We start from the raw sequence: 22,966 nt of genomic DNA on the forward strand, positions 1-22,966 counted from the left end.
TTCTTGATAATTGACGATAAATACAGATACAAATTTAGCGAAAAGTTTTCCCTCTACAAACAAAAATAATTTATTAAATCTTTATTTTTCATTTGGTTAATAATTTTTTCTCAATTCTGGCACGCTTCTCGCAATATCTCGTACGCGTTGAAACTGAATTACAAAGGGGGTCAAACCCCGTCGGCACACCAGGAACGGCCAGGCTGTTTTCCGGGCGTGTTCCGTCAGCCTTTGACGCCAATTATGGGTTCGATTCCCACATTCATTCCTGAAATGAATACTGGTTTTAACTTATTAAATAAAAAGTGAGGGATTGCGCAGTCAGCGATCCCCGATAACGTCGCCGATAAAGATGCCGGGTAACAGGCAAAAGGGAATTCCCCTGTCGCTTCGTGTCTGCTTCCGCGACGGCTGTTAAGCAAGGAATAGATAATGATTAAAAAAATAAGCGTAAGAATAGATCAGCTGGCATTACTCTCCAGAAACGGCGATTACTACAAAGTGCTACATGCAGGCGAGCATCTTTTACCCTGGTTAAATACGCCAGAAGTCTTGCTGATTACGCTCGATGGCAGCGAAGTTCCCGACGTGCTGGCGGATTATTTGCGCCGCTTTCAGCCTGATTGGGTGGAGAAATATTGCCTGGTGGCAGACTTGTCGGAGATTGAAGCCGGGGCGTTGTATATGGACGGTATTTTGCAGGAGATCCTGCCGCCATCAACGCGCCGTTTGTACTGGCGTGTAGAGGATGATTTGACACTGGTGCGGATGAATACGCAGCAAGTCCAGGTACAAACGGAGGTGATGAATGCGGTATTGCAACCACGGCGCAAAGGGGCAGTTAAAGGCCGCGATGCAATACTAACGGTGCAGGTTCCGGCCTGGCATGTAGGCGTGCTGAAAATCGATGGTGAAACGCAGGCGCTGTTACCGCCGGGGCTGACCGCATACTGGAAAATTAACCATCTGGTTGACGCTGAAGTGGTTGACACCCGCTTGCAGGTACTGGAAGTCAGCGGGCAAGAAATCTTAACGAAAGATAAGGTCAATCTGCGGATTAACCTCGCCGCTAACTGGCGCTACAGCGACGTGTTGCTGGCATTTAGTCAGTTAACGAAGCCGATTGATCATTTGTATCGGGAATTGCAATTTGCCCTGCGTGAAGCGGTAGGTACTCGTACGCTGGATGAACTGCTGGAAGATAAACAGGTCATTGATGACGTTGTCAGCGAACAGGTGAAATCGCGCATGTTGCCATTTGGTATGGAGATTGCCTCATTAGGGGTGAAAGATATCGTCCTGCCTGGTGATATGAAAAATATCCTCGCGCAGCTGGTTGAGGCAGAGAAATCTGCGCAGGCGAATGTGATTCGCCGACGTGAAGAAACGGCAGCGACGCGCTCGTTACTGAACACCGCCAAAGTCATGGAGAACAATCCGGTAGCGTTGCGTTTAAAAGAGCTAGAAACGCTGGAGAGAGTGGCTGAGCGGATCGATAACATCTCTGTATTTGGCGGTCTGGATCAGGTTCTGCATGGGTTGGTTAATATCAAAGGGTGAGTAACATGCCATTAAATGGAGTCAGTGCTGCGATGCGCGAAAGGGTATCGCAGCAGTTAAAAGAAATTGAACGGCGGTATGATGTGAAAGTACTGTACGCCTGTGAATCAGGGAGCCGCGGCTGGGGATTTGCCTCGCCCGACAGCGACTACGATGTACGGTTTTTGTATGTTCACCCGCTGGAATGGTATCTGCGAGTAGAGTCACCGCGCGATGTTATTGAGCTGCCCATCGACGACGAGTTAGATGTTTCCGGTTGGGAGTGGCGTAAGGCGCTGGGATTATTGAAAGGCGCGAACCCGACGCTGATAGAATGGCTGGATTCTCCGGTGATTTATCAACAAGATGAAGAAACGATAACGGCGTTTAAGGCAATGGTCCCAATGTGGTTTTCTCCGCTGCGTGCGCGCTGGCATTACTATTCGATGGCGCAGAAAAACTTCCCCGGATATTTGCAGGGCGACGAAGTTCGACTGAAAAAATACTTTTACGTGCTGCGTCCGCTGCTGGCCGTGCGCTGGGTCGAAGCGGGTAAAGGCGTACCGCCAATGCGCTTTGCTGAGTTACTGGCGGGAAGCGAACTTGATGCGCCGTTACGTGCAGAAATAGACGAATTACTGGAACGTAAACAGCGCGCAGGAGAAGCGGAATATGGTCCGCGCCGTCCATTGTTACATGCGTTTATTCGTGCGGAACAGGCGCGTGGGGAAATTCCACCGCTGTTACCGGATAGCAGAGAAGGGGACGTTAAGGAACTGGATAGCTTAATGTACCAGACGGTAATGCGCCGGGCGTGATGCCCGGCGTTATTTCACGCCATCAGCTCTTATTATTATTGTGTATTCCCGCTGATTTCATTCTGTATAAGTGTTGCAATATCGTCATTCGTTGCCGCTTGTGAACTAAATATCATCTTCTCACGCGAATACACCGCAAACTTATCTGACAGGTTCGAAGCAAACACCTTGCGGGCATTTTCTGCCAGCAAACCGGTGACGATATCATGGTGGTTTTTATCCACTTTTCGGGCAATATTTCCCGCCTCTTTGTCCTTACTATACCGTTCATTGGTGCTTTCCCAGCTTAATGCCGCTGAGGTTGTTTTTATCATGACTTCTGTTTGGTAGCCTGCATCTTTGAGTTTTTTTAATGTTTGTAACGGCGTCGCGGCATTACGAAATGTTCCTTCGACAACAATGTTGAGTTTACTGACTATCGCTCTCTCAATTGCACGTTCGACCGTTTCGCCGGAAAATTTCGCTGTATGGGTAACAAAATCATCCCCATAATTTTGGTAGATATAATTAAAATCAGGGTGTAGAAATCGAAAATCATCACCGTTAATAATCATTATATTATCTTTTGTCTCTCTTTTGGCTAATTCAATCAGAGATGATTTACCTGCTCCGGGTTGCCCACCTAAAACAAAACCAATGGGATGCTGTTGCGGTGTGACTTCATGATTTGTCAGACGCTGCCAAATAGAATCAAAAGATGCTTTATTTTCTGAATGCGTAGTATTGTTGAATTCATGCTGATATTGAGTTCTTACCTGCTGAAGGAGAATCTTACCTTGTGTAAAATCAACAAGTTCAGCGGGGGTAGAATAAAGATAATCGCGATAGCTGACTAATCGCTTGAGAGCATCGCCTGAATCCTGATGCGACGAAACTGAGCAATTATCAATGATATTTGATAAAAACGCGATGCACTGACTGGCTCCGTTTAAAAGTGCATCTTTTTCCATTAAAGTAGCCATTAACACTCCTGTTAAATGATATTTTTCGGTGATTATAATACTGTTCTACAGGAGTGATTTTGCTTTTCAGATATTATTTAATCTATGTTTTCAGTGAGGATGGCGTATAACAATCGGTGAGCGTTATACGCCAGTAGGGAAATATTACTCAAACAAATTAAAATGCAGCTTCTGCACCACCTGCTCGGCATCTTCGCCGGGCACCAGGAAGCACAGGTTATGGCTGGATGCGCCGTAACAAATCATGCGAATGTTGAACGGTTCCAGTACGCCGAATACCTCTTTGCCAACGCCGCAGGCTTTTGACAGGTCATTGCCAATCAACGCGACCAGCGCCAGACCTTCTTCTACTTCCACCCGGCACAGTGCGGAAAGCTCCATCAGCAGAGATTGCGTCAGCAACGTATCGCCAGTGGAGGTTGAACCGGTGGTATCAAGGGTTAATGCCACGCTCACTTCTGACGTGGTGATTAAGTCTACCGAAATATTATGCCGCGCGAGGATGCCGAAAACTTCCGCGAGGAAGCCGCGAGAATGCAGCATATTCAGGCTGTGCAAAGTGAGCAGAGTCTGATTGCGACGAAGCGCCAGCGCGCGGAACAGCGGCGGATTTTCAGTTTTATTGCACACCAGCGTACCACCTGCGCGTGGGTCTTTGCTGGAGCCGACAAAGACCGGGATATCGCTGCGTACTGCGGGTAGCAACGTTGCCGGATGCAGTACTTTTGCACCAAAAGTTGCCATCTCTGCCGCTTCGGCAAACGCGATTTCATCAATGCGTTTTGCTGCGGAAACTACGCGTGGATCGGTGGTGTAGATGCCCGGGACGTCGGTCCAGATATCAACACGAGATGCGTGTAAAGCCTCCGCCAGCAAGGCTGCCGTATAATCGCTGCCTCCACGGCCAAGCGTCGTTGTACGACCTTTATTTTCGCTACCGATAAATCCCTGGGTGATCACTAAGCCGTCATTGAGGCGTGGGAGCAGCTGCAGCGCGGCCAGTTCCGCCAGCGCGGCTACATCTGGCTCTGCACGACCAAATCGGTCGTTGGTACGCATCACTTTACGTACATCAAACCACTGTGCCTGAACATCGCGTTCGCGCAGGATTTCGACAAACAGCAGGGTCGACATCAGCTCGCCGTGGCTGACCAGCTCATCTGTCAGCGCCGGAGACGTTGCCAGCGCCGCCGCTTCTGCCAGAACAGTAATGTTCTCCAGCAGACGTTCAATCTCTTCACGGATAACGTTCGGGTAACGCAGACGTTCCAGAATGGCAAACTGGATGTTGCGAATAGCGTCGAGTTTTTCGAATCGCTCGCCAGGTTCCAGCCCTTCCGCTAAAGCGACCAGCAGATTAGTGATACCAGCAGAAGCCGAGAGGACTACTAAACGCACGTTGGCATCAGAAAGCACAATATCAGCGCTGCGGTTCATGGCGTCAAAATCAGCTACGCTGGTACCGCCAAATTTGGAGACAACAATTTCAGACATAACTACCTCGTGTCAGGGGATCCATTTTCAGCCTTGGCACAAGGGAAGAGCGGAAGACGGGTGGGCGCAGAGCGATACTTCGCTACTATTTTCACCCAGAAGTGCTCCACCACTTGCGAAACGCCCGACTGCGAACGCTTCTGGTGACAACCCAGGGGATTCAGCCCCTGTAGCCGATGATGAACGTGGCCAGCCGTTCAATCACCTCGGCGATGCACCCCCTCAGGTGTTATCACAGGACTGGCTCCTCCAACACCGTTACTTGGGCAACGCGCCTCTTCTGGCCTGCGCTAGCGCAGGTAGTACATTTATAAATAAAGGGTGAGCGGGGCGGTTGTCAACGACGGGGTCATGCGGATTTTTCATCCACTCCTGGCGGTCAGTAGTTCAGCTAATAAATGCTTCACTGCGCTAAGGGTTTACACTCAACATTACGCTAACGGCACTAAAACCATCACATTTTTCTGTGACTGGCGCTACAATCTTCCAAAGTCACAATTCTCAAAATCAGAAGAGTATTGCTAATGAAAAACATCAATCCAACGCAGACCGCTGCCTGGCAGGCACTACAGAAACACTTCGATGAAATGAAAGACGTTACGATCGCCGATCTTTTTGCTAAAGACGGCGATCGTTTTTCTAAGTTCTCCGCAACCTTCGGCGATCAGATGCTGGTGGATTACTCCAAAAACCGCATCACTGAAGAGACGCTGGCGAAATTACAAGATCTGGCGAAAGAGTGCGATCTGGCGGGCGCGATTAAGTCGATGTTCTCTGGCGAGAAGATCAACCGCACTGAAAACCGCGCTGTGCTGCACGTAGCGCTGCGTAACCGTAGCAATACCCCGATTTTGGTTGATGGCAAAGACGTAATGCCGGAAGTCAACGCGGTGCTGGAGAAGATGAAAACCTTCTCGGAAGCGATTATCTCCGGTGAGTGGAAGGGTTATACCGGCAAAGCAATCACTGACGTAGTGAACATCGGGATCGGCGGTTCTGACCTCGGCCCGTACATGGTGACCGAAGCACTGCGTCCGTACAAAAATCACCTGAACATGCACTTTGTTTCTAACGTCGATGGGACTCACATCGCGGAAGTGCTGAAAAAAGTAAACCCGGAAACCACGCTGTTCCTGGTAGCATCTAAAACCTTCACCACTCAGGAAACCATGACCAACGCCCATAGCGCGCGTGACTGGTTCCTGAAAGCGGCAGGTGATGAAAAACACGTTGCGAAACACTTTGCGGCGCTCTCAACCAATGCCAAAGCCGTTGGCGAGTTTGGTATTGATACTGCCAACATGTTCGAGTTCTGGGACTGGGTCGGCGGCCGTTACTCTTTGTGGTCAGCGATTGGCCTGTCGATTGTTCTCTCCATCGGCTTTGATAACTTCGTTGAACTGCTTTCTGGCGCACACGCGATGGACAAGCATTTCTCCACCACGCCTGCCGAGAAAAACCTGCCTGTACTGCTGGCGCTGATTGGCATCTGGTACAACAATTTCTTTGGTGCGGAAACTGAGGCGATTCTGCCGTATGACCAGTATATGCACCGTTTCGCGGCGTACTTCCAGCAGGGCAATATGGAGTCCAACGGTAAGTATGTTGACCGTAACGGTAACGTTGTGGATTACCAGACTGGCCCGATTATCTGGGGTGAACCAGGCACTAACGGTCAGCACGCGTTCTACCAGCTGATCCACCAGGGAACCAAAATGGTACCGTGCGATTTCATCGCTCCGGCTATCACCCATAACCCGCTCTCTGATCATCACCAGAAACTGCTGTCTAACTTCTTCGCCCAGACCGAAGCGCTGGCGTTTGGTAAATCCCGCGAAGTGGTTGAGCAGGAATATCGTGATCAGGGTAAAGATCCGGCAACGCTTGACTACGTGGTGCCGTTCAAAGTGTTCGAAGGTAACCGCCCGACCAACTCCATCCTGCTGCGCGAAATCACTCCGTTCAGCCTGGGGGCGTTGATTGCGCTGTATGAGCACAAAATCTTTACTCAGGGCGTGATTCTGAACATCTTCACCTTCGACCAGTGGGGCGTGGAGCTGGGTAAACAGCTGGCGAACCGTATTCTGCCAGAGCTGAAAGATGATAAAGAAATCAGCAGCCACGATAGCTCGACCAATGGTCTGATTAACCGCTATAAAGCGTGGCGCGGTTAATTTAAAAACCTTAATAACAATGCCGACGTTATGTCGGCATTGTTTTATCAGATAAATCCCCTTGTCTGTGATTTAACGGAAATCATACCGTGAGGTTAATCCTAAAATAGATTTTTAATCGTGATTGATTTCGGAAAATACTCAGATTAATTACTTTTACTTTTATTTTAACATTATGATTTTTAATGTTATTTATATATAAGTTGTAGCTTATATTTGATATTCATTCCAATTATCCTAAAACCCCATCTCTAATTCCCCGCGCCGTAATTCGCATGCTTTAGTTGTGTATACTCGATCCCGCCCGAAATGTTTTTGGGTAAATCTCCATTCATTCAATGAAGGGAAATTGTTATGAAAAAAGTTCTGTATGGCATTTTTGCCATATCTGCGCTTGCGGCGACTTCTGCGTGGGCTGCACCTGTACAGGTGGGCGAAGCGGCAGGGTCGGCAGCAACGTCGGTTTCGGCGGGGAGTTCCTCCGCGACCAGCGTCAGCACCGTAAGCTCGGCGGTGGGTGTCGCGCTCGCGGCAACCGGTGGCGGTGATGGTTCTAATACCGGGACCACCACAACCACGACCACCAGTACCCAGTAATAAAGTATGTATCCCCAAAATAATTTGAGTCATTGCATCTGTGGCTTGAAGTATGAAGGGATTTACCATAACCACACTCCGGTGTGGTTATTCTGCCCCTCTGGAGAAGAGTCGTGAAGCGACCTGCACTCATTCTTATCTGCCTGCTATTACAGGCCTGTTCAGCCACGACTAAAGAGCTGGGCAATTCACTGTGGGACAGTCTGTTCGGCACGCCAGGCGTACAGCTGACGGACGATGATATTCAAAATATGCCCTACGCCAGCCAGTACATGCAGCTTAATGGCGGGCCGCAATTGTTTGTGGTGCTGGCCTTCGCTGAAGACGGACAACAAAAATGGGTCACTCAGGATCAAGCCACTCTTGTCACACAACATGGTCGTCTGGTGAAGACTTTGCTTGGCGGCGACAACCTGATTGAAGTGAATAACCTTGCCGCCGACCCGCTGATTAAACCCGCACAAATTGTTGATGGTGCAACATGGACGCGCACGATGGGCTGGACCGAGTACCAGCAGGTACGCTACGCCACCGCACGCTCAGTCTTCAAATGGGATGGCACCGATACCGTCAAGGTCGGCAGCGATGAAACCCCGGTTCGCGTGCTGGACGAAGAAGTCTCCACCGACCAGGCGCGCTGGCATAACCGCTACTGGATCGACAGCGAAGGGCAAATTCGCCAGTCGGAACAGTATCTCGGCGCGGATTATTTCCCGGTGAAAACCACTCTCATCAAGGCGGCAAAACAATGATTAAACAAACTATTGTCGCATTGATTTTGAGTGTGGGGGCGTCATCGGTCTTCGCGGCGGGAACCGTCAAGGTATTCAGCAATGGCAGCAGTGAGGCCAAAACGCTGACGGGCGCAGAGTATTTAATCGATCTGGTAGGCCAGCCGCGGCTGGCAAACAGTTGGTGGCCTGGTGCGGTGATTAGCGAAGAGCTGGCAACGGCGGCAGCATTGCGGCAGCAGCAGGCGTTGCTGACACGGCTGGCAGAACTGGCTGCAGATTCCAGCGCCGACGATGCCGCTGCGATTAACGCCTTACGCCAGCAAATTCAGGCGTTGAAAGTGACGGGCAGGCAAAAAATCAATCTTGATCCCGATATCGTCCGCGTTGCCGAACGCGGTAACCCGCCGTTGCAGGGCAACTACACGCTGTGGGTCGGACCACCGCCGTCCACGGTCACGTTGTTCGGGCTTATCAGCCGTCCTGGCAAGCAGCCATTCACTCCAGGTCGCGACGTGGCGAGCTATCTCTCTGACCAGAGCCTGCTCAGCGGTGCGGATCGCAGCTACGCGTGGGTGGTTTACCCGGACGGACGCACGCAAAAAGCGCCGGTGGCTTACTGGAACAAGCGTCACGTAGAGCCGATGCCCGGCAGCATTATTTATGTTGGCCTCGCGGACTCCGTCTGGAGTGAGACGCCTGATGCCCTTAACGCCGACATTCTTCAGACTCTGACGCAGCGGATACCCCAATAATGAAAAAAAGACATCTGCTTAGCTTACTGGCGCTGGGCATTAGCATGGCTTGCTACGGCGAAACATATCCTGCGCCCATTGGCCCGTCGCAGTCGGATTTCGGTGGCGTAGGATTATTACAAACTCCCACCGCGCGTATGGCACGGGAAGGGGAGTTGAGTCTGAACTATCGCGATAACGATCAGTACCGTTATTACTCAGCTTCAGTGCAACTCTTCCCGTGGCTGGAAACAACGCTGCGCTACACCGACGTGCGCACCCGGCAGTACAGCAGCGTCGAAGCGTTCTCTGGCGATCAAACGTATAAAGATAAAGCCTTCGATCTCAAACTGCGTTTGTGGGAAGAGAGTTACTGGCTGCCGCAAGTGGCGGTTGGTGCGCGGGATATCGGCGGTACGGGGCTGTTTGATGCGGAATATCTTGTTGCCAGCAAAGCCTGGGGGCCGTTCTATTTTACGCTCGGCCTGGGCTGGGGTTATCTGGGCACCAGCGGTAATGTAAAAAATCCGCTCTGTTCAGCCAGTGATAAATATTGCTATCGCGATAACAGCTACAAACAGGCGGGATCTATCGACGGTAGCCAGATGTTCCACGGTCCTGCCTCACTGTTTGGCGGCGTGGAATACCAGACGCCCTGGCAACCGCTGCGCCTGAAACTGGAGTATGAAGGCAATAATTATCAGCAGGATTTTGCCGGGAAGCTGGAGCAAAAAAGTAAGTTTAACGTCGGTGCGATTTATCGCGTTACCGATTGGGCCGACGTTAACCTTAGCTATGAACGTGGCAACACCTTTATGTTTGGCGTCACGCTGCGCACCAACTTTAACGATCTGCGCCCGTCTTACAACGATAACGCCCGCCCGCAATATCAACCGCAGCCGCAGGATGCCATTTTGCAGCATTCGGTGGTGGCGAATCAGTTAACGCTGTTGAAATACAATGCCGGACTTGCCGATCCGCAGATCCAGGCGAAAGGCGATACGCTGTATGTCACCGGCGAGCAGGTGAAATATCGTGATTCGCGCGAAGGGATCATCCGTGCTAATCGGATCGTGATGAACGATCTGCCGGATGGGATCAAAACGATCCGCATTACGGAAAATCGCCTTAACATGCCGCAGGTGACGACGGAAACCGATGTCGCCAGCCTGAAAAATCATCTCGCCGGAGAGCCGTTGGGCCACGAAACGACGCTGGCGCAAAAACGCGTCGAGCCAGTGGTTCCGAAGTCCACCGAGCAGGGCTGGTATATCGACAAATCACGCTTTGATTTCCACATCGATCCGGTGCTGAACCAGTCGGTCGGTGGCCCGGAAAACTTTTACATGTATCAGCTGGGCGTGATGGGAACGGCAGATTTGTGGCTGACGGACCATCTGCTGACCACCGGCAGCCTGTTTGCAAATCTTGCCAACAACTACGACAAGTTTAACTACACTAATCCTCCGCAGGACTCGCACTTACCGCGCGTTCGTACCCATGTGCGCGAGTATGTGCAGAACGATGTCTATGTGAATAACCTGCAAGCCAACTACTTCCAGCATCTGGGCAACGGCTTCTACGGTCAGGTCTACGGTGGTTATCTCGAAACCATGTTTGGCGGTGCGGGGGCAGAAGTGTTGTATCGCCCGCTGGACAGTAACTGGGCGTTTGGTCTGGATGCCAACTACGTTAAACAGCGCGACTGGCGTAGTGCAAAAGATATGATGAAATTCACCGACTACAGCGTGAAAACCGGACATCTGACCGCGTACTGGACGCCATCTTTCGCTCAGGATGTGTTAGTGAAAGCGAGCGTCGGGCAGTATCTGGCGGGCGATAAAGGCGGCACGCTGGAGATCGCCAAACGCTTTGATAGCGGCGTGGTGGTTGGCGGCTATGCCACGATCACCAACGTTTCGAAAGAGGAGTACGGCGAAGGGGACTTCACCAAAGGCGTGTATGTCTCGGTACCGTTGGATCTCTTCTCGTCTGGCCCGACACGCAGCCGTGCGGCGATTGGCTGGACGCCGCTGACGCGTGACGGTGGTCAGCAACTTGGGCGTAAGTTCCAGTTGTATGACATGACCAGCGACCGTAGCGTCAATTTCCGCTAAGTCATGGGAAAGGTGCCAGTTTTCGCACTCACTGGCACCCTCATTCTTAATGACCTGTTGAGCCATCAGGAACGCAGTTCACCCCCGGTTTGCGATCTGGTGTGTAAAGGCGAAAACATTCTGTCTTCCTGTCCGTCGATATCGGTTGCAGATCTGGTTGCCTGAGCGACTGGGCCATCATTGGGCTGGAGACATTGCTTTGCGGTAGGTCGGCTTTATCAGCAGTACCGAGCGGACCAGCATAAGCAGGAAGAACAGAGACTGATAACATCAAAGCAGCAAAATAAGGCTTCATTTTTACCACCTTTATCAGGTTACGTTTCATTTGTTCCAGAGGAACATGGTCGATTTTTCGCGCATTGCTGGTGGCTGGGAATCACCTGAATGGGTGATTTTTGAATTACCAGCTTGGGTGCGGTTTGTCTTGCCGGATGCGCCGCCAGGCGCGGCTTATCCGGCCTACGGGTAGGTATATCCGGCTTTGGTGGAGGCGCGCTCCAAATCCAGGTTGAACAAAACATACACAAAAAATATAGATCTCCGTCACATTTTTGCGTTATACAGGAAGCTCGCCACTGTGAAGGAGGTACTGCTATGACGTCACTCTCTCGTCCGCGCGTGGAGTTTATCTCCACCATTTTGCAGACCGTACTCAATCTTGGCCTGCTGTGCCTCGGCCTGATTTTGGTTGTCTTCCTCGGCAAAGAAACGGTGCATCTGGCAGATGTGCTGTTCGCGCCAGAACAAACCAGCAAATATGAGCTGGTAGAAGGACTGGTGGTTTACTTTCTCTATTTCGAATTTATCGCGCTGATTGTGAAGTACTTTCAGTCCGGTTTTCACTTCCCGCTACGTTACTTTGTCTATATTGGGATCACCGCCATTGTGCGCTTGATCATCGTCGATCATAAATCGCCACTGGATGTGTTGATCTACTCGGCTGCGATCCTGTTACTGGTGATCACTCTGTGGCTGTGTAATTCGAAACGGCTGAAGCGGGAGTAAAAAGACAGCACGCCGAACTGGCGCGGCGTGCTGGACAGGAAGATTACAGCGTAGCAGTTTGTTGTGTTTTCTTCGTTTCCGGTTCCCAGAGGGCTTCCAGCTCCTCAAGGGTTTTACCTTTGGTTTCCGGGACAAATTTCCACATAAATAGTGCTGCCAGAACGCCCATACACCCGTAAATCCAGTAGGAGAAACCGTTGTGGAAATGGGCCACCAGCCAGGAGTTTTTGTCCATCATCGGGAAGGTCCAGGAGACGAAGTAGTTCGCCAGCCACTGGGCCGCCACCGCGATTGCCAGCGCTTTACCACGAATAGCATTCGGGAAGATTTCCGACAGCAGTACCTAGCATACCGGACCCCAGGACATGGCAAAGGCGGCAACATAGAACAGCATCGACAGTAGCGCCACAATACCCGATGCCTGAGTGTAAAACGCGGTACCGAGGCTAAACATACCGATTGCCATTCCGAGTGCGCCGATAATTTGCAGTGGCTTACGACCAAATTTATCCACCGTCATAATTGCCAGTACGGTAAAGGTGAGGTTGATAACTCCGACAATAATGGTCTGCAACAGCGCGATATCCGTGCTGGCCCCCAGCGTTTTGAACACTTCCGGCGCGTAGTACAGCACCACATTGATGCCGACAAATTGCTGGAAGATGGAGAGCATAACGCCGATTACAATCACGCCCACGCCAAACATCAGCAGACGACCACCGGTTTTGCGGCCATGATCCAGGGAGTGTTTAATTTCCTGTACTGCCTGAGTTGCAAGCGTGTTGCCCATAATTTTGCGCAGGATACTTTCCGCCTGTTCTTGCTTGCCGCGTGACATCAGCCAGCGAGGACTTTCTGGCACGGTATACAGCAGCATTAAGAACAGCAGTGCAGGGATACATTCCGAGGCAAACATATAACGCCAGCCGTCAGTATTCAGCCAGCTGGCATCACCGGAACGGGCAATAAAATAGTTTACGCAGTAAACTAAAAGTTGCCCGAAAATAATCGCAAACTGGTTAAATGAAACCAGTTTCCCGCGAATATGAGCTGGAGCCAGTTCCGCAATATACATTGGTGAAAGCATTGAGGCTAAACCAACGCCAATACCGCCAATAATGCGATAAATAACAAATTCCGGGACATAACCTGCCAGATAAACAGGCACTGTGTTGTCCGGGTTTATAGAGGTAAAACCAAGTTCTGGCCAGGCAGAACCTACACCAGAAATAAAAAACAGGACAGCAGCAATCTTAAGTGAATCACGACGACCGAAGCGGTTACTGCAATAACCACCGAGGGCACCGCCGATGATGCAACCAATCAGAGCGCTGGCTACGCAAAACCCTAACAGGGAGTTGGCAGCGGATTCATTTAAGTTTTGTGGAGCAACAAAGACGGTATTGAGTGACTCAACAGTACCGGAAATAACGGCGGTGTCGTAGCCAAATAATAAACCACCTAATGTAGCGACTAAGGTAATCGAAAATATATAACTGGAATTATACTGGGTATTCATTCAGACCTGCCTTAGATCATTCTGATCTTTTATCAGTGCATTGATGTTGGAATTGTCAGGCAGTTAAGGCAATTATCATTTTTTACAATGCGTTTACGTAATGTCTTTTCTGTGATCTTAATTGTGATAATTATCCAAAATTGATAAAAACAATACTATTGCCGTGATTCAGAGCACGAAAGAGAATTATCGTAAGTGGGAAAACAAATAACGTAAAAATAATAAGTTCTATGATGGGAATATTAACCGGCGAACGATTCAGATTGCAGACGAAAGAAAAAAAGGCGCTCCGTGGAGCGCCGAATAATAGTCACAAGTTGGGATAACGTAAGTTGAGGGTGCAGCGGCATAACATTGGCAGAACAACATCTTTAACCTTTCACACCACCTGCCGTCAGGCCGTTGACCAGCCAGCGTTGAGCCAGCAAGAAGACGATGGTGATCGGTAATGCAGACATCACGGCAGCGGCGGCAAAGTCACCCCACAGGTAGTTTTGCGGGTTGAGGTATTGCTGCATCCCCACGGCCAGGGTGTAGCTATTTACGTCACGCAGTAACAGCGACGCGACCGGAACTTCAGTAATGGCAGCGATAAACGACAGGATGAACACCACCGCCAGAATCGGTACTGACAGCGGCAACAGGACAAGGCGGAAGGCCTGCCACGGTGTCGCACCATCCAGCGCCGCCGCTTCTTCCAGCGAACTGTCGATGGTTTCGAAATAGCCTTTGATGGTCCAGACATGCAGCGCAATCCCACCCAGATACGCGAAAATTACGCCGCCGTGAGTATTCAGGCCAATGAATGGAATGTACTCACCCAGACGATCAAACAACGCATACAACGCGACCAGTGAAAGTACTGCCGGGAACATCTGGAAAATCAGCATTCCTTTCAGCAGCGTCGCTTTGCCTGGAAAGCGCATACGGGCGAAAGCGTAGGCGCAGGTGGTGGAGAGCGCCACAATGCCAATCGCGGAAATCCCGGCGACCTTTACCGAGTTCCACAGCCACAGCAGTACCGGGAATGGCGGTGGCGTAGTGCGACCATCAGCCTGTTCAACGCTAAAACCTAACGCCAGTTTCCAGTGATCCCAGGAGATTTGCTCCGGGATCAGGCTACCGGTCGCGAAGTTTCCCTGACGCAGCGAGATAGCGACGACCATCAGCAGCGGGAACATAATCGCCGCGATAAAAAGTAGCAGTAGCAGGTGAGTAATAAACAAACGTGCTTTTTGCGATTTCGGTTGGACCATTGCCATTTTTGTTATCTCCCTTAATCAAACTTCATTCGCGTGGCTTTCAGGTTCACTATCGCCAGCGCACCCACCGGCAGGAAGATCAGCGTGGCAATTGCTGCAGCCAGACCGAAGTCCTGACCCCCGCCGCCTTCAAAAGCGATACGGTAGGTGTAGTTAACAAGCAGGTCGGTATAACCGGCTGGCGTGGTCGTGCCAAGACGATCCGGGCCGCCGTTGGTTAACAGCTGAATCAGCACGAAGTTGTTAAAGTTAAAGGCGAAGCTGGCGATCATCAGCGGCGTCAGCGGTTTAATCAGCAGCGGCAGCGTAATCTTAAAGAAGTTCTGGAACGGACCTGCGCCATCCATTGCTGAGGCTTCATACAAATCGTCCGGAATCGCTTTCAGCAAGCCCATGCAGAGGATCATCATGTACGGATAACCCAGCCAGGTATTGACGATAATCAGCATCGTGCGGGCGGTGGTCGGATCGCTGAACCAGGCGGGCTTCACGCCAAACAGCGCGCTCAACATCATGTTGATTTCACCGAAGCTCTGGTTAAACAATCCTTTGAAAATCAAGATTGAAATGAACGATGGCACCGCGTAGGGCAGAATCAGCAGGACGCGATAGACCGCTTTGCCGCGCAACGCTTCCCACTGCACCAGACATGCCAGAACCATGCCGACCGCCACCGTTAAAAAGACAGTGATCAGCGAGAACACCACGGTCCAGACGAAAATGGCGAGGAACGGTTTCTGAATGCCTTCGTCGGTAAAGACGCGGGTAAAGTTTTTCCAGCCGGTGGTCACGGTGTAACCGGGGCTTAGCTTTTCATCACCCCAGTTGCCGTCGGCGGTAATGGACTGGTAAAAGCCAATTTGGTTATTCGGACGATATTTCACGCCGCTCTGATTATTCGTCAACGTGCCGTCACCGTCGAGTGTGTAGAGCGGCTGCGTGCCAGAAAACTGGCGCAGGGAGCTCATCATCACTTTGTTGCCATCCGGCAGAATGGCGGTAATGTCACTCAGCGCCTGACGATTCTGGGTAATCACGCGTAGATGCGCGCGTTCGCCTTCGGGCTGGGCGGTCGTTTCTTTCAGTTGCAGTTTTTGCTCGCCGCCAAATTTAAAAGCGTCGGAAAGGTAATTTTTGCCGGTTTCGCCGTCACTGAGCGCCAGTTGCCACTCATCGCCCGCCGGGTAAAGACCAAAGTTATAGGTTTTGCCTGCTTGCCAGGAGCGATCTAACAACACTTCCTGTGCACGTTCAAAAGTCAGCTGGTTAGTGCTGCTGTAGTTGGTGAAGGCAATGGCGATGGTGCAGACCAGAGGGAAGAGGACGAATAATCCCATTCCAGCCATTCCCGGGTAAACATAGCGCCAGGCGTAGGCTTTACGATTGGCGAAAATATACAGCCCCGCTGAACTCAATATCAGCGTGGTAATGGCGAACAGGTATTCCCCTTGTGCGTACATTAAAACAACAAGGTAACCCACCAGCAGGCCGAGCAGACCTAGCACTGACCATTTCAGCGCGTCGCTTTGCCACCAATGTTTCTTTTTAATGACATCCATGGGGTTCTTCCTCATTCCAGGACGGATAAGGCTTTCACGCCTTATCCGACAACAACTGCCTGATGCGACACTGATGCGTCTTATCAGGCCTACATGCGTTTCAGTTTTGTAGGCCGGACAAGGCGTTCACGCCGCATCCGGCATTTCACAGCATTACTTGGTGATACGAGTCTGCGCGTCTTTCAGGGCTTCATCGACAGTCTGACGACCGCTGGCGGCGTTGATCACCGCTGTACGCACGGCATACCAGAAAGCGGACATCTGCGGGATGTTCGGCATGATTTCACCTTTCTGGGCGTTTTCCATGGTGGCGGCAATACGTGGGTCTTTCGCCAACTCTTCCTCGTAAGACTTCAGCGCCACTGCACCCAGCGGTTTGTCTTTATTGACCGCTTCCAGACCTTCGTCAGTCAGCAGATAGTTTTCGAGGAACTCTTTCGCCAGCTCTTTGTTCGGACTGGCGGCGTTAATACCGGCGCTCAGCACGCCAACGAACGGTTTAGATGGTTGACCCTTGAAGGTCGGCAGTACCGTTACACCATAATTCACTTTGCTGGTGTCGATGTTGGACCATGCCCACGGGCCGTTGATGGTCATCGCTGTTTCGCCTTTATTAAAGGCAGCTTCTGCGATGGAGTAATCGGTGTCTGCATTCATGTGTTTGTTTTTAATCAGGTCAACCAGGAAGGTCAGACCCGCTTTCGCGCCAGCGTTATCCACGCCCACGTCTTTAATATCGTACTTGCCGTTTTCATACTTGAACGCATAACCCCCGTCAGCAGCAATCAGCGGCCAGGTGAAGTACGGTTCTTGCAGGTTGAACATCAGCGCGCTCTTACCTTTCGCTATCAGTTCTTTATCCAGCGCCGGGATCTCTTCCCAGGTTTTTGGTGGGTTCGGCAGCAGATCTTTGTTATAAATCAGCGATAACGCTTCAACAGCGATCGGGTAAGCAATCAGCTTGCCGTTGTAACGTACGGCATCCCAGGTAAACGGATACAGCTTGTCCTGGAACGCTTTGTCCGGGGTGATTTCAGCCAACAGGCCAGATTGAGCGTAGCCACCAAAACGGTCGTGCGCCCAGAAGATAATGTCAGGGCCATCGCCAGTTGCCGCAACCTGAGGGAATTTCTCTTCCAGTTTATCCGGATGCTCAACGGTGACTTTAATTCCGGTATCTTTCTCGAATTTCTTACCGACTTCAGCGAGACCGTTATAGCCTTTATCGCCGTTAATCCAGATTACCAGTTTACCTTCTTCGATTTTGGCGAGAGCCGAGGCGGAAAACATCATCGTCGTTAATGCGGATAATGCGAGGATGCGTGCACCTGTTTTTATTTTCATAATCTATGGTCCTTGTTGGTGAAGTGCTCGTGAAAACACCTAAACGGACTCTAGTTTCTTTATACGGCAACCTCTTTCCATCCTCCTTGCCCCTACGCCCCACCGTTGCTTTGTGTGATCTCTGTTACAGAATTGGCGGTAATGTGGAGATGCGCACATAAAATCGCCACGATTTTTGCAAGCAACATCACGAAATTCCTTACATGACCTCGGTTTAGTTCACAGAAGCCGTGTTCTCATCCTCCCGCCTCCTCCCCCATAAAAAAGCCAGGGGGTGGAGGATTTAAGCCATCTCCTGATGACGCATAGTCAGCCCATCATGAATGTTGCTGTCGATGACAGGTTGTTACAAAGGGAGAAGGGCATGGCGAGCGTACAGCTGCAAAATGTAACGAAAGCCTGGGGCGAGGTCGTGGTATCGAAAGATATCAATCTCGATATCCATGAAGGTGAATTCGTGGTGTTTGTCGGACCGTCTGGCTGCGGTAAATCGACTTTACTGCGCATGATTGCCGGGCTTGAGACGATCACCAGCGGCGACCTGTTCATCGGTGAGAAACGGATGAATGACACTCCGCCAGCAGAACGCGGCGTTGGTATGGTGTTTCAGTCTTACGCGCTCTATCCCCACCTGTCAGTAGCAGAAAACATGTCATTTGGCCTGAAACTGGCTGGCGCAAAAAAAGAGGTGATTAACCAACGCGTTAACCAGGTGGCGGAAGTGCTGCAACTGGCGCATTTGCTGGATCGCAAACCGAAAGCGCTCTCTGGCGGTCAGCGTCAGCGTGTGGCGATTGGCCGTACGCTGGTGGCCGAGCCAAGCGTATTTTTGCTCGATGAACCGCTCTCCAACCTCGATGCTGCACTGCGTGTGCAAATGCGTATCGAAATCTCCCGTCTGCATAAACGCCTGGGCCGCACAATGATTTACGTCACCCACGATCAGGTCGAAGCGATGACGCTGGCCGACAAAATCGTGGTGCTGGACGCCGGTCGCGTGGCGCAGGTTGGGAAACCGCTGGAGCTGTACCACTATCCGGCAGACCGTTTTGTCGCCGGATTTATCGGTTCGCCAAAGATGAACTTCCTGCCGGTAAAAGTGACCGCCACCGCAATCGATCAAGTGCAGGTGGAGCTGCCGATGCCAAATCGTCAGCAAGTCTGGCTGCCAGTTGAAAGCCGTGATGTCCAGGTTGGAGCCAATATGTCGCTGGGTATTCGCCCGGAACATCTACTGCCGAGTGATATCGCTGACGTCATCCTTGAGGGTGAAGTTCAGGTCGTCGAGCAACTCGGCAACGAAACCCAAATCCATATCCAGATCCCTTCCATTCGTCAAAACCTGGTGTACCGCCAGAACGACGTGGTGTTGGTAGAAGAAGGTGCCACATTCGCTATCGGCCTGCCGCCAGAGCGTTGCCATCTGTTCCGTGAGGATGGCACTGCATGTCGTCGACTGCATAAGGAGCCGGGCGTTTAAGCACCCCACAAAACACACAAAGCCTGTCACAGGTGATGTGAAAAAAGAAAAGCAATGACTCAGGAGATAGAATGATGATTACTCTGCGCAAACTTCCTCTGGCGGTTGCCGTCGCAGCGGGCGTAATGTCTGCTCAGGCAATGGCTGTTGATTTCCACGGCTATGCACGTTCCGGTATTGGCTGGACAGGTAGCGGCGGTGAACAACAGTGTTTCCAGACTACCGGTGCTCAAAGTAAATACCGTCTTGGCAACGAATGTGAAACTTATGCTGAATTAAAATTGGGTCAGGAAGTGTGGAAAGAGGGCGATAAGAGCTTCTATTTCGACACTAACGTGGCCTATTCCGTCGCGCAACAGAATGACTGGGAAGCTACCGATCCGGCCTTCCGTGAAGCAAACGTGCAGGGTAAAAACCTGATCGAATGGCTGCCAGGTTCCACCATCTGGGCAGGTAAGCGCTTCTACCAACGTCATGACGTTCATATGATCGACTTCTACTACTGGGATATTTCTGGTCCTGGTGCCGGTCTGGAAAACATCGATGTTGGCTTCGGTAAACTCTCTCTGGCAGCAACCCGCTCCTCTGAAGCTGGTGGTTCTTCCTCTTTTGCCAGCAACAATATTTATGACTATACCAACGAAACCGCGAACGACGTTTTCGATGTGCGTTTAGCGCAGATGGAAATCAACCCGGGCGGCACATTAGAACTGGGTGTCGACTACGGTCGTGCCAACCTGCGTGATAACTATCGTCTGGTTGATGGCGCATCGAAAGACGGCTGGTTATTCACTGCTGAACATACTCAGAGTGTCCTGAAGGGCTTTAACAAGTTTGTTGTTCAGTACGCTACTGACTCGATGACCTCGCAGGGTAAAGGTCTGTCGCAGGGTTCTGGCGTCGCGTTTGATAACGAAAAATTTGCCTACAATATCAACAACAACGGTCACATGCTGCGTATCCTCGACCACGGTGCGATCTCCATGGGCGACAACTGGGACATGATGTACGTGGGTATGTACCAGGATATCAACTGGGATAACGACAACGGCACCAAGTGGTGGACCGTTGGTATTCGCCCGATGTACAAGTGGACGCCAATCATGAGCACCGTGATGGAAATCGGCTACGACAACGTCGAATCCCAGCGCACCGGCGACAAGAACAATCAGTACAAAATTACCCTCGCACAACAATGGCAGGCTGGCGACAGCATCTGGTCACGCCCGGCTATTCGTGTCTTCGCAACCTACGCCAAGTGGGATGAGAAATGGGGTTATGACTACAACGGCGATAGCAAGGTTAACCCGAACTACGGCAAAGCCGTTCCTGCTGATTTCAACGGCGGCAGCTTCGGTCGTGGCGACAGCGACGAGTGGACCTTCGGTGCCCAGATGGAAATCTGGTGGTAATAGCAAAACCTGGGCCGGATAAGGCGTTTACGCCGCATTCGGCAACCAACGCCTGATGCGACGCTTGCGCGTCTTATCAGGCCTACAACGGCTGTCAAATGTAGGCCGGATAAGGCGTTTACGCCGCATCCGGCATAAAAACAGGTTGTCATTATCTGAAAGGGGCGAAAGCCCCTCTGATTATCGGGTTTAGCGCGCTATTGCCTGGCTACCGCTGAGCTCCAGATTTTGAGGTGAAAACAATGAAAATGAATAAAAGTCTCATCGCCCTCTGTTTATCAGCAGGGTTACTGGCAAGCGCGCCTGGAATCAGCCTTGCCGATGTTAACTACGTACCGCAAAACACCAGCGACGCGCCAGCCATTCCATCTGCTGCGCTGCAACAACTCACCTGGACACCGGTCGATCAATCTAAAACCCAGACCACCCAACTGGCGACCGGCGGCCAACAACTGAACGTTCCCGGCATCAGTGGTCCGGTTGCTGCGTACAGCGTCCCGGCAAACATTGGCGAACTGACCCTGACGCTGACCAGCGAAGTGAACAAACAAACCAGCGTTTTTGCGCCGAACGTGCTGATTCTTGATCAGAACATGACCCCATCAGCCTTCTTCCCCAGCAGTTATTTCACCTACCAGGAACCAGGCGTGATGAGTGCAGATCGGCTGGAAGGCGTTATGCGCCTGACACCGGCGTTGGGGCAGCAAAAACTTTATGTTCTGGTCTTTACCACGGAAAAAGATCTCCAGCAGACGACCCAACTGCTCGACCCGGCTAAAGCCTATGCCAAGGGCGTCGGTAACTCGATCCCGGATATCCCCGATCCGGTTGCTCGTCATACCACCGATGGCTTACTGAAACTGAAAGTGAAAACGAACTCCAGCTCCAGCGTGTTGGTAGGACCTTTATTTGGTTCTTCCGCTCCAGCTCCGGTTACGGTAGGTAACACGGCGGCACCAGCTGTGGCTGCACCCGCTCCGGCACCGGTGAAGAAAAGCGAGCCGATGCTCAACGACACGGAAAGTTATTTTAATACCGCGATCAAAAACGCTGTCGCGAAAGGTGATGTTGATAAGGCGTTAAAACTGCTTGATGAAGCTGAACGCCTGGGATCGACATCTGCCCGTTCCACCTTTATCAGCAGTGTAAAAGGCAAGGGGTAATTACGCCCCACAGTGCTGATTTTGCAACAACTGGTGCGTCTCCTGGCGCACCTTTTTTTATGCTTCCTTCCTGGGATATGAGCGATTTTTTATAGTAACTCACTTCTTCTTCACTAAGAATATCCATTATCTCAATGCCTTATCAGAGATTCTTTTCCTTTCGCCGGTAGTGTCTGGACATTCAGGCTACTTTTCCAGGTTATTTTATTTCTGTTATGCAGAGGTTTTATGATAAGTCATATCCTAAATTCTGGCGGCAATAACTCTTTGATGAAACATGATGTGGTGCAAGGAAATAATATAGTAGATCTTGATTTACTACGTAATTTCAATGGGGTGCCAGGTTTAAACAGAGATAACTTTATTTATATCAGCAATATTTTTTCAAATATAAAACAACGGAACGAAAAAATCATGCAATAAATATGTTTCGTGAAGTCTCAATCAGTAATGATACTATAAGTGTAAAATTCTACAGAAATGAAAAAAATTGAATGCGCTTGCAATTTTCTGATGGATAAAGATGCGCAGGGGTATATCGACCTGTCTGATTTGGATTTAACAAGTTGTCATTTTAAAGGTGACGTTATATCGAAGGTGTCTTTTTTATCATCAAATCTACAACATGTAACATTCGAATGTAAAGAAATTGGGGATTCCAATTTTACTACTGCAATAGTTGATAATGTCATATTTAGATGTCGACGTTTACACAATGTGATTTTTATCAAAGCGAGTGGTGAATGTGTCGATTTCAGCAAAAATATTCTTGATACAGTTGACTTCTCGCAGAGTCAACTTACTCAGAGTAATTTTCGCGAATGTCAGATTAGAAATTCAAACTTCGATAATTGTTATCTTTACGCTTCGCACTTCACCAGAGCAGAGTTTCTGTCTGCCAAAGAAATATCATTTATTAAATCGAATATGACAGCTGTTATGTTTGATCATGTGCGAATATCGACAGGGAATTTTAAAGATTGCATTACAGAACAATTGGAATTAACTATTGATTATTCAGATATATTTTGGAATGAAGATCACGATGGTTATATC

18 protein-coding genes, 2 pseudogenes and 1 riboswitch are annotated in these 22,966 nt (G+C 50.5%); of the genes and pseudogenes, 13 read left to right on the forward strand and 7 right to left on the reverse strand.

Annotated elements, in window-relative coordinates; all coding sequences use genetic code 11:
• The first annotated feature begins 432 nt into the window (after positions 1-432).
• Both QZF50_RS14270 and QZF50_RS14275 read left to right on the forward strand, forming a co-directional pair.
• Positions 433-1,560: a slipin family protein gene (locus QZF50_RS14270; RefSeq protein WP_290388898.1), complete on the forward strand. Its 1,128-nt coding sequence runs from the start codon at positions 433-435 to the stop codon at positions 1,558-1,560.
• A 5-nt stretch (positions 1,561-1,565) separates the two neighbouring features.
• The gene (locus QZF50_RS14275) at positions 1,566-2,357 is read left to right on the forward strand and encodes a nucleotidyltransferase domain-containing protein (RefSeq protein WP_001130529.1); all 792 of its coding nucleotides are present in this window, start codon (positions 1,566-1,568) and stop codon (positions 2,355-2,357) included.
• 35 nt (positions 2,358-2,392) lie between these two features.
• Here the strand turns inward: QZF50_RS14275 and QZF50_RS14280 are convergent, their stop codons facing one another.
• Complete coding sequence (locus QZF50_RS14280; RefSeq protein WP_000212693.1) at positions 2,393-3,319, reverse strand: zeta toxin family protein; 927 nt, start codon at positions 3,317-3,319, stop codon at positions 2,393-2,395.
• 144 nt (positions 3,320-3,463) lie between these two features.
• Positions 3,464-4,813: a lysine-sensitive aspartokinase 3 gene (lysC, locus tag QZF50_RS14285; RefSeq protein ID WP_001290316.1), complete on the reverse strand. Its 1,350-nt coding sequence runs from the start codon at positions 4,811-4,813 to the stop codon at positions 3,464-3,466.
• 91 nt (positions 4,814-4,904) lie between these two features.
• Positions 4,905-5,101: riboswitch (Lysine riboswitch) on the reverse strand.
• Between the two features lie 236 nt (positions 5,102-5,337).
• Between lysC and pgi the strand changes: the two genes are divergently transcribed.
• From pgi to QZF50_RS14310, 5 genes are all read left to right on the forward strand, one after another.
• Positions 5,338-6,987, forward strand: a complete 1,650-nt coding sequence (pgi, locus tag QZF50_RS14290) for a glucose-6-phosphate isomerase (RefSeq protein WP_000790009.1) — start codon at positions 5,338-5,340, stop codon at positions 6,985-6,987.
• Positions 6,988-7,341: 354 nt separating this feature from the next.
• Positions 7,342-7,584, forward strand: coding sequence for an exopolysaccharide production protein YjbE (gene yjbE, locus QZF50_RS14295; protein WP_000757333.1), 243 nt, complete (start codon positions 7,342-7,344; stop codon positions 7,582-7,584).
• A gap of 113 nt (positions 7,585-7,697) precedes the next feature.
• On the forward strand, positions 7,698-8,336 hold the full coding sequence (locus QZF50_RS14300; protein WP_001296632.1) for a YjbF family lipoprotein: 639 nt from the start codon (positions 7,698-7,700) through the stop codon (positions 8,334-8,336).
• Positions 8,333-9,070 (forward strand): capsule biosynthesis GfcC family protein, encoded by a 738-nt coding sequence (locus QZF50_RS14305; RefSeq protein ID WP_000595534.1) that lies wholly within the window; start codon positions 8,333-8,335, stop codon positions 9,068-9,070. The genes QZF50_RS14300 and QZF50_RS14305 overlap by 4 nt, the downstream gene beginning before the upstream one ends.
• Positions 9,070-11,166, forward strand: coding sequence for a YjbH domain-containing protein (locus tag QZF50_RS14310; RefSeq protein ID WP_001472704.1), 2,097 nt, complete (start codon positions 9,070-9,072; stop codon positions 11,164-11,166). Before QZF50_RS14305 ends, QZF50_RS14310 begins: the two co-directional genes overlap by 1 nt.
• Positions 11,167-11,212: 46 nt before the next feature.
• Here QZF50_RS14310 and QZF50_RS14315 read toward each other — a convergent pair whose 3' ends face one another.
• Positions 11,213-11,491, reverse strand: coding sequence for a periplasmic protein (locus QZF50_RS14315; RefSeq protein WP_001295279.1), 279 nt, complete (start codon positions 11,489-11,491; stop codon positions 11,213-11,215).
• A gap of 15 nt (positions 11,492-11,506) precedes the next feature.
• Here QZF50_RS14315 and QZF50_RS14320 point away from each other — a divergent pair, with 15 nt between their 5' ends.
• Positions 11,507-11,635, forward strand: a complete 129-nt coding sequence (locus tag QZF50_RS14320; RefSeq protein ID WP_001472705.1) for a hypothetical protein — start codon at positions 11,507-11,509, stop codon at positions 11,633-11,635.
• Between the two features lie 125 nt (positions 11,636-11,760).
• The gene (psiE, locus tag QZF50_RS14325) at positions 11,761-12,171 is read left to right on the forward strand and encodes a phosphate-starvation-inducible protein PsiE (protein ID WP_000202902.1); all 411 of its coding nucleotides are present in this window, start codon (positions 11,761-11,763) and stop codon (positions 12,169-12,171) included.
• Between the two features lie 43 nt (positions 12,172-12,214).
• On the opposite strand, the pseudogene xylE reads toward psiE, so the two are convergent.
• The 4 genes and pseudogenes from xylE to malE form a co-directional block, all read right to left on the reverse strand.
• Positions 12,215-13,690 (reverse strand): annotated as a pseudogene (gene xylE, locus QZF50_RS14330) (D-xylose transporter XylE).
• 371 nt (positions 13,691-14,061) lie between these two features.
• The gene (gene malG, locus QZF50_RS14335) at positions 14,062-14,952 is read right to left on the reverse strand and encodes a maltose ABC transporter permease MalG (protein ID WP_290388899.1); all 891 of its coding nucleotides are present in this window, start codon (positions 14,950-14,952) and stop codon (positions 14,062-14,064) included.
• A 14-nt stretch (positions 14,953-14,966) separates the two neighbouring features.
• Positions 14,967-16,511, reverse strand: coding sequence for a maltose ABC transporter permease MalF (malF, locus tag QZF50_RS14340; protein WP_290388900.1), 1,545 nt, complete (start codon positions 16,509-16,511; stop codon positions 14,967-14,969).
• Between the two features lie 153 nt (positions 16,512-16,664).
• Positions 16,665-17,855: a maltose/maltodextrin ABC transporter substrate-binding protein MalE gene (gene malE / locus QZF50_RS14345; RefSeq protein ID WP_290388901.1), complete on the reverse strand. Its 1,191-nt coding sequence runs from the start codon at positions 17,853-17,855 to the stop codon at positions 16,665-16,667.
• Between the two features lie 364 nt (positions 17,856-18,219).
• Between malE and malK the strand changes: the two genes are divergently transcribed.
• The 4 genes and pseudogenes from malK to QZF50_RS14365 all read left to right on the forward strand — a co-directional run.
• On the forward strand, positions 18,220-19,335 hold the full coding sequence (malK, locus tag QZF50_RS14350; protein ID WP_000179165.1) for a maltose/maltodextrin ABC transporter ATP-binding protein MalK: 1,116 nt from the start codon (positions 18,220-18,222) through the stop codon (positions 19,333-19,335).
• Between the two features lie 71 nt (positions 19,336-19,406).
• Positions 19,407-20,747, forward strand: a complete 1,341-nt coding sequence (gene lamB, locus QZF50_RS14355) for a maltoporin LamB (protein ID WP_000973658.1) — start codon at positions 19,407-19,409, stop codon at positions 20,745-20,747.
• A 242-nt stretch (positions 20,748-20,989) separates the two neighbouring features.
• Positions 20,990-21,910, forward strand: a complete 921-nt coding sequence (malM, locus tag QZF50_RS14360; RefSeq protein ID WP_000783444.1) for a maltose operon protein MalM — start codon at positions 20,990-20,992, stop codon at positions 21,908-21,910.
• A gap of 228 nt (positions 21,911-22,138) precedes the next feature.
• A pseudogene (locus QZF50_RS14365) lies at positions 22,139-22,966 on the forward strand (SopA family protein); the annotation flags it as partial.

The sequence above is a fragment of the uncultured Escherichia sp. genome (assembly GCF_948475835.1).
Classification (GTDB): Bacteria; Pseudomonadota; Gammaproteobacteria; order Enterobacterales; family Enterobacteriaceae; genus ECMA0423.

Coding starts and splice junctions, on each gene's coding strand:
- malK (WP_000179165.1), top strand. CDS start 18,220: ATGGCGAGCGTACAGCTGCAAAATGTAACGAAAGCCTGGGGCGAGGTC.
- lysC (WP_001290316.1), bottom strand. CDS start 4,813: ATGTCTGAAATTGTTGTCTCCAAATTTGGCGGTACCAGCGTAGCTGAT.
- QZF50_RS14310 (WP_001472704.1), top strand. CDS start 9,070: ATGAAAAAAAGACATCTGCTTAGCTTACTGGCGCTGGGCATTAGCATG.
- malM (WP_000783444.1), top strand. CDS start 20,990: ATGAAAATGAATAAAAGTCTCATCGCCCTCTGTTTATCAGCAGGGTTA.
- QZF50_RS14270 (WP_290388898.1), top strand. CDS start 433: ATGATTAAAAAAATAAGCGTAAGAATAGATCAGCTGGCATTACTCTCC.
- lamB (WP_000973658.1), top strand. CDS start 19,407: ATGATGATTACTCTGCGCAAACTTCCTCTGGCGGTTGCCGTCGCAGCG.
- QZF50_RS14280 (WP_000212693.1), bottom strand. CDS start 3,319: ATGGCTACTTTAATGGAAAAAGATGCACTTTTAAACGGAGCCAGTCAG.
- QZF50_RS14315 (WP_001295279.1), bottom strand. CDS start 11,491: ATGAAACGTAACCTGATAAAGGTGGTAAAAATGAAGCCTTATTTTGCT.
- QZF50_RS14275 (WP_001130529.1), top strand. CDS start 1,566: ATGCCATTAAATGGAGTCAGTGCTGCGATGCGCGAAAGGGTATCGCAG.
- malF (WP_290388900.1), bottom strand. CDS start 16,511: ATGGATGTCATTAAAAAGAAACATTGGTGGCAAAGCGACGCGCTGAAA.
- psiE (WP_000202902.1), top strand. CDS start 11,761: ATGACGTCACTCTCTCGTCCGCGCGTGGAGTTTATCTCCACCATTTTG.
- malG (WP_290388899.1), bottom strand. CDS start 14,952: ATGGCAATGGTCCAACCGAAATCGCAAAAAGCACGTTTGTTTATTACT.
- QZF50_RS14305 (WP_000595534.1), top strand. CDS start 8,333: ATGATTAAACAAACTATTGTCGCATTGATTTTGAGTGTGGGGGCGTCA.
- QZF50_RS14320 (WP_001472705.1), top strand. CDS start 11,507: ATGGTCGATTTTTCGCGCATTGCTGGTGGCTGGGAATCACCTGAATGG.
- yjbE (WP_000757333.1), top strand. CDS start 7,342: ATGAAAAAAGTTCTGTATGGCATTTTTGCCATATCTGCGCTTGCGGCG.
- pgi (WP_000790009.1), top strand. CDS start 5,338: ATGAAAAACATCAATCCAACGCAGACCGCTGCCTGGCAGGCACTACAG.
- malE (WP_290388901.1), bottom strand. CDS start 17,855: ATGAAAATAAAAACAGGTGCACGCATCCTCGCATTATCCGCATTAACG.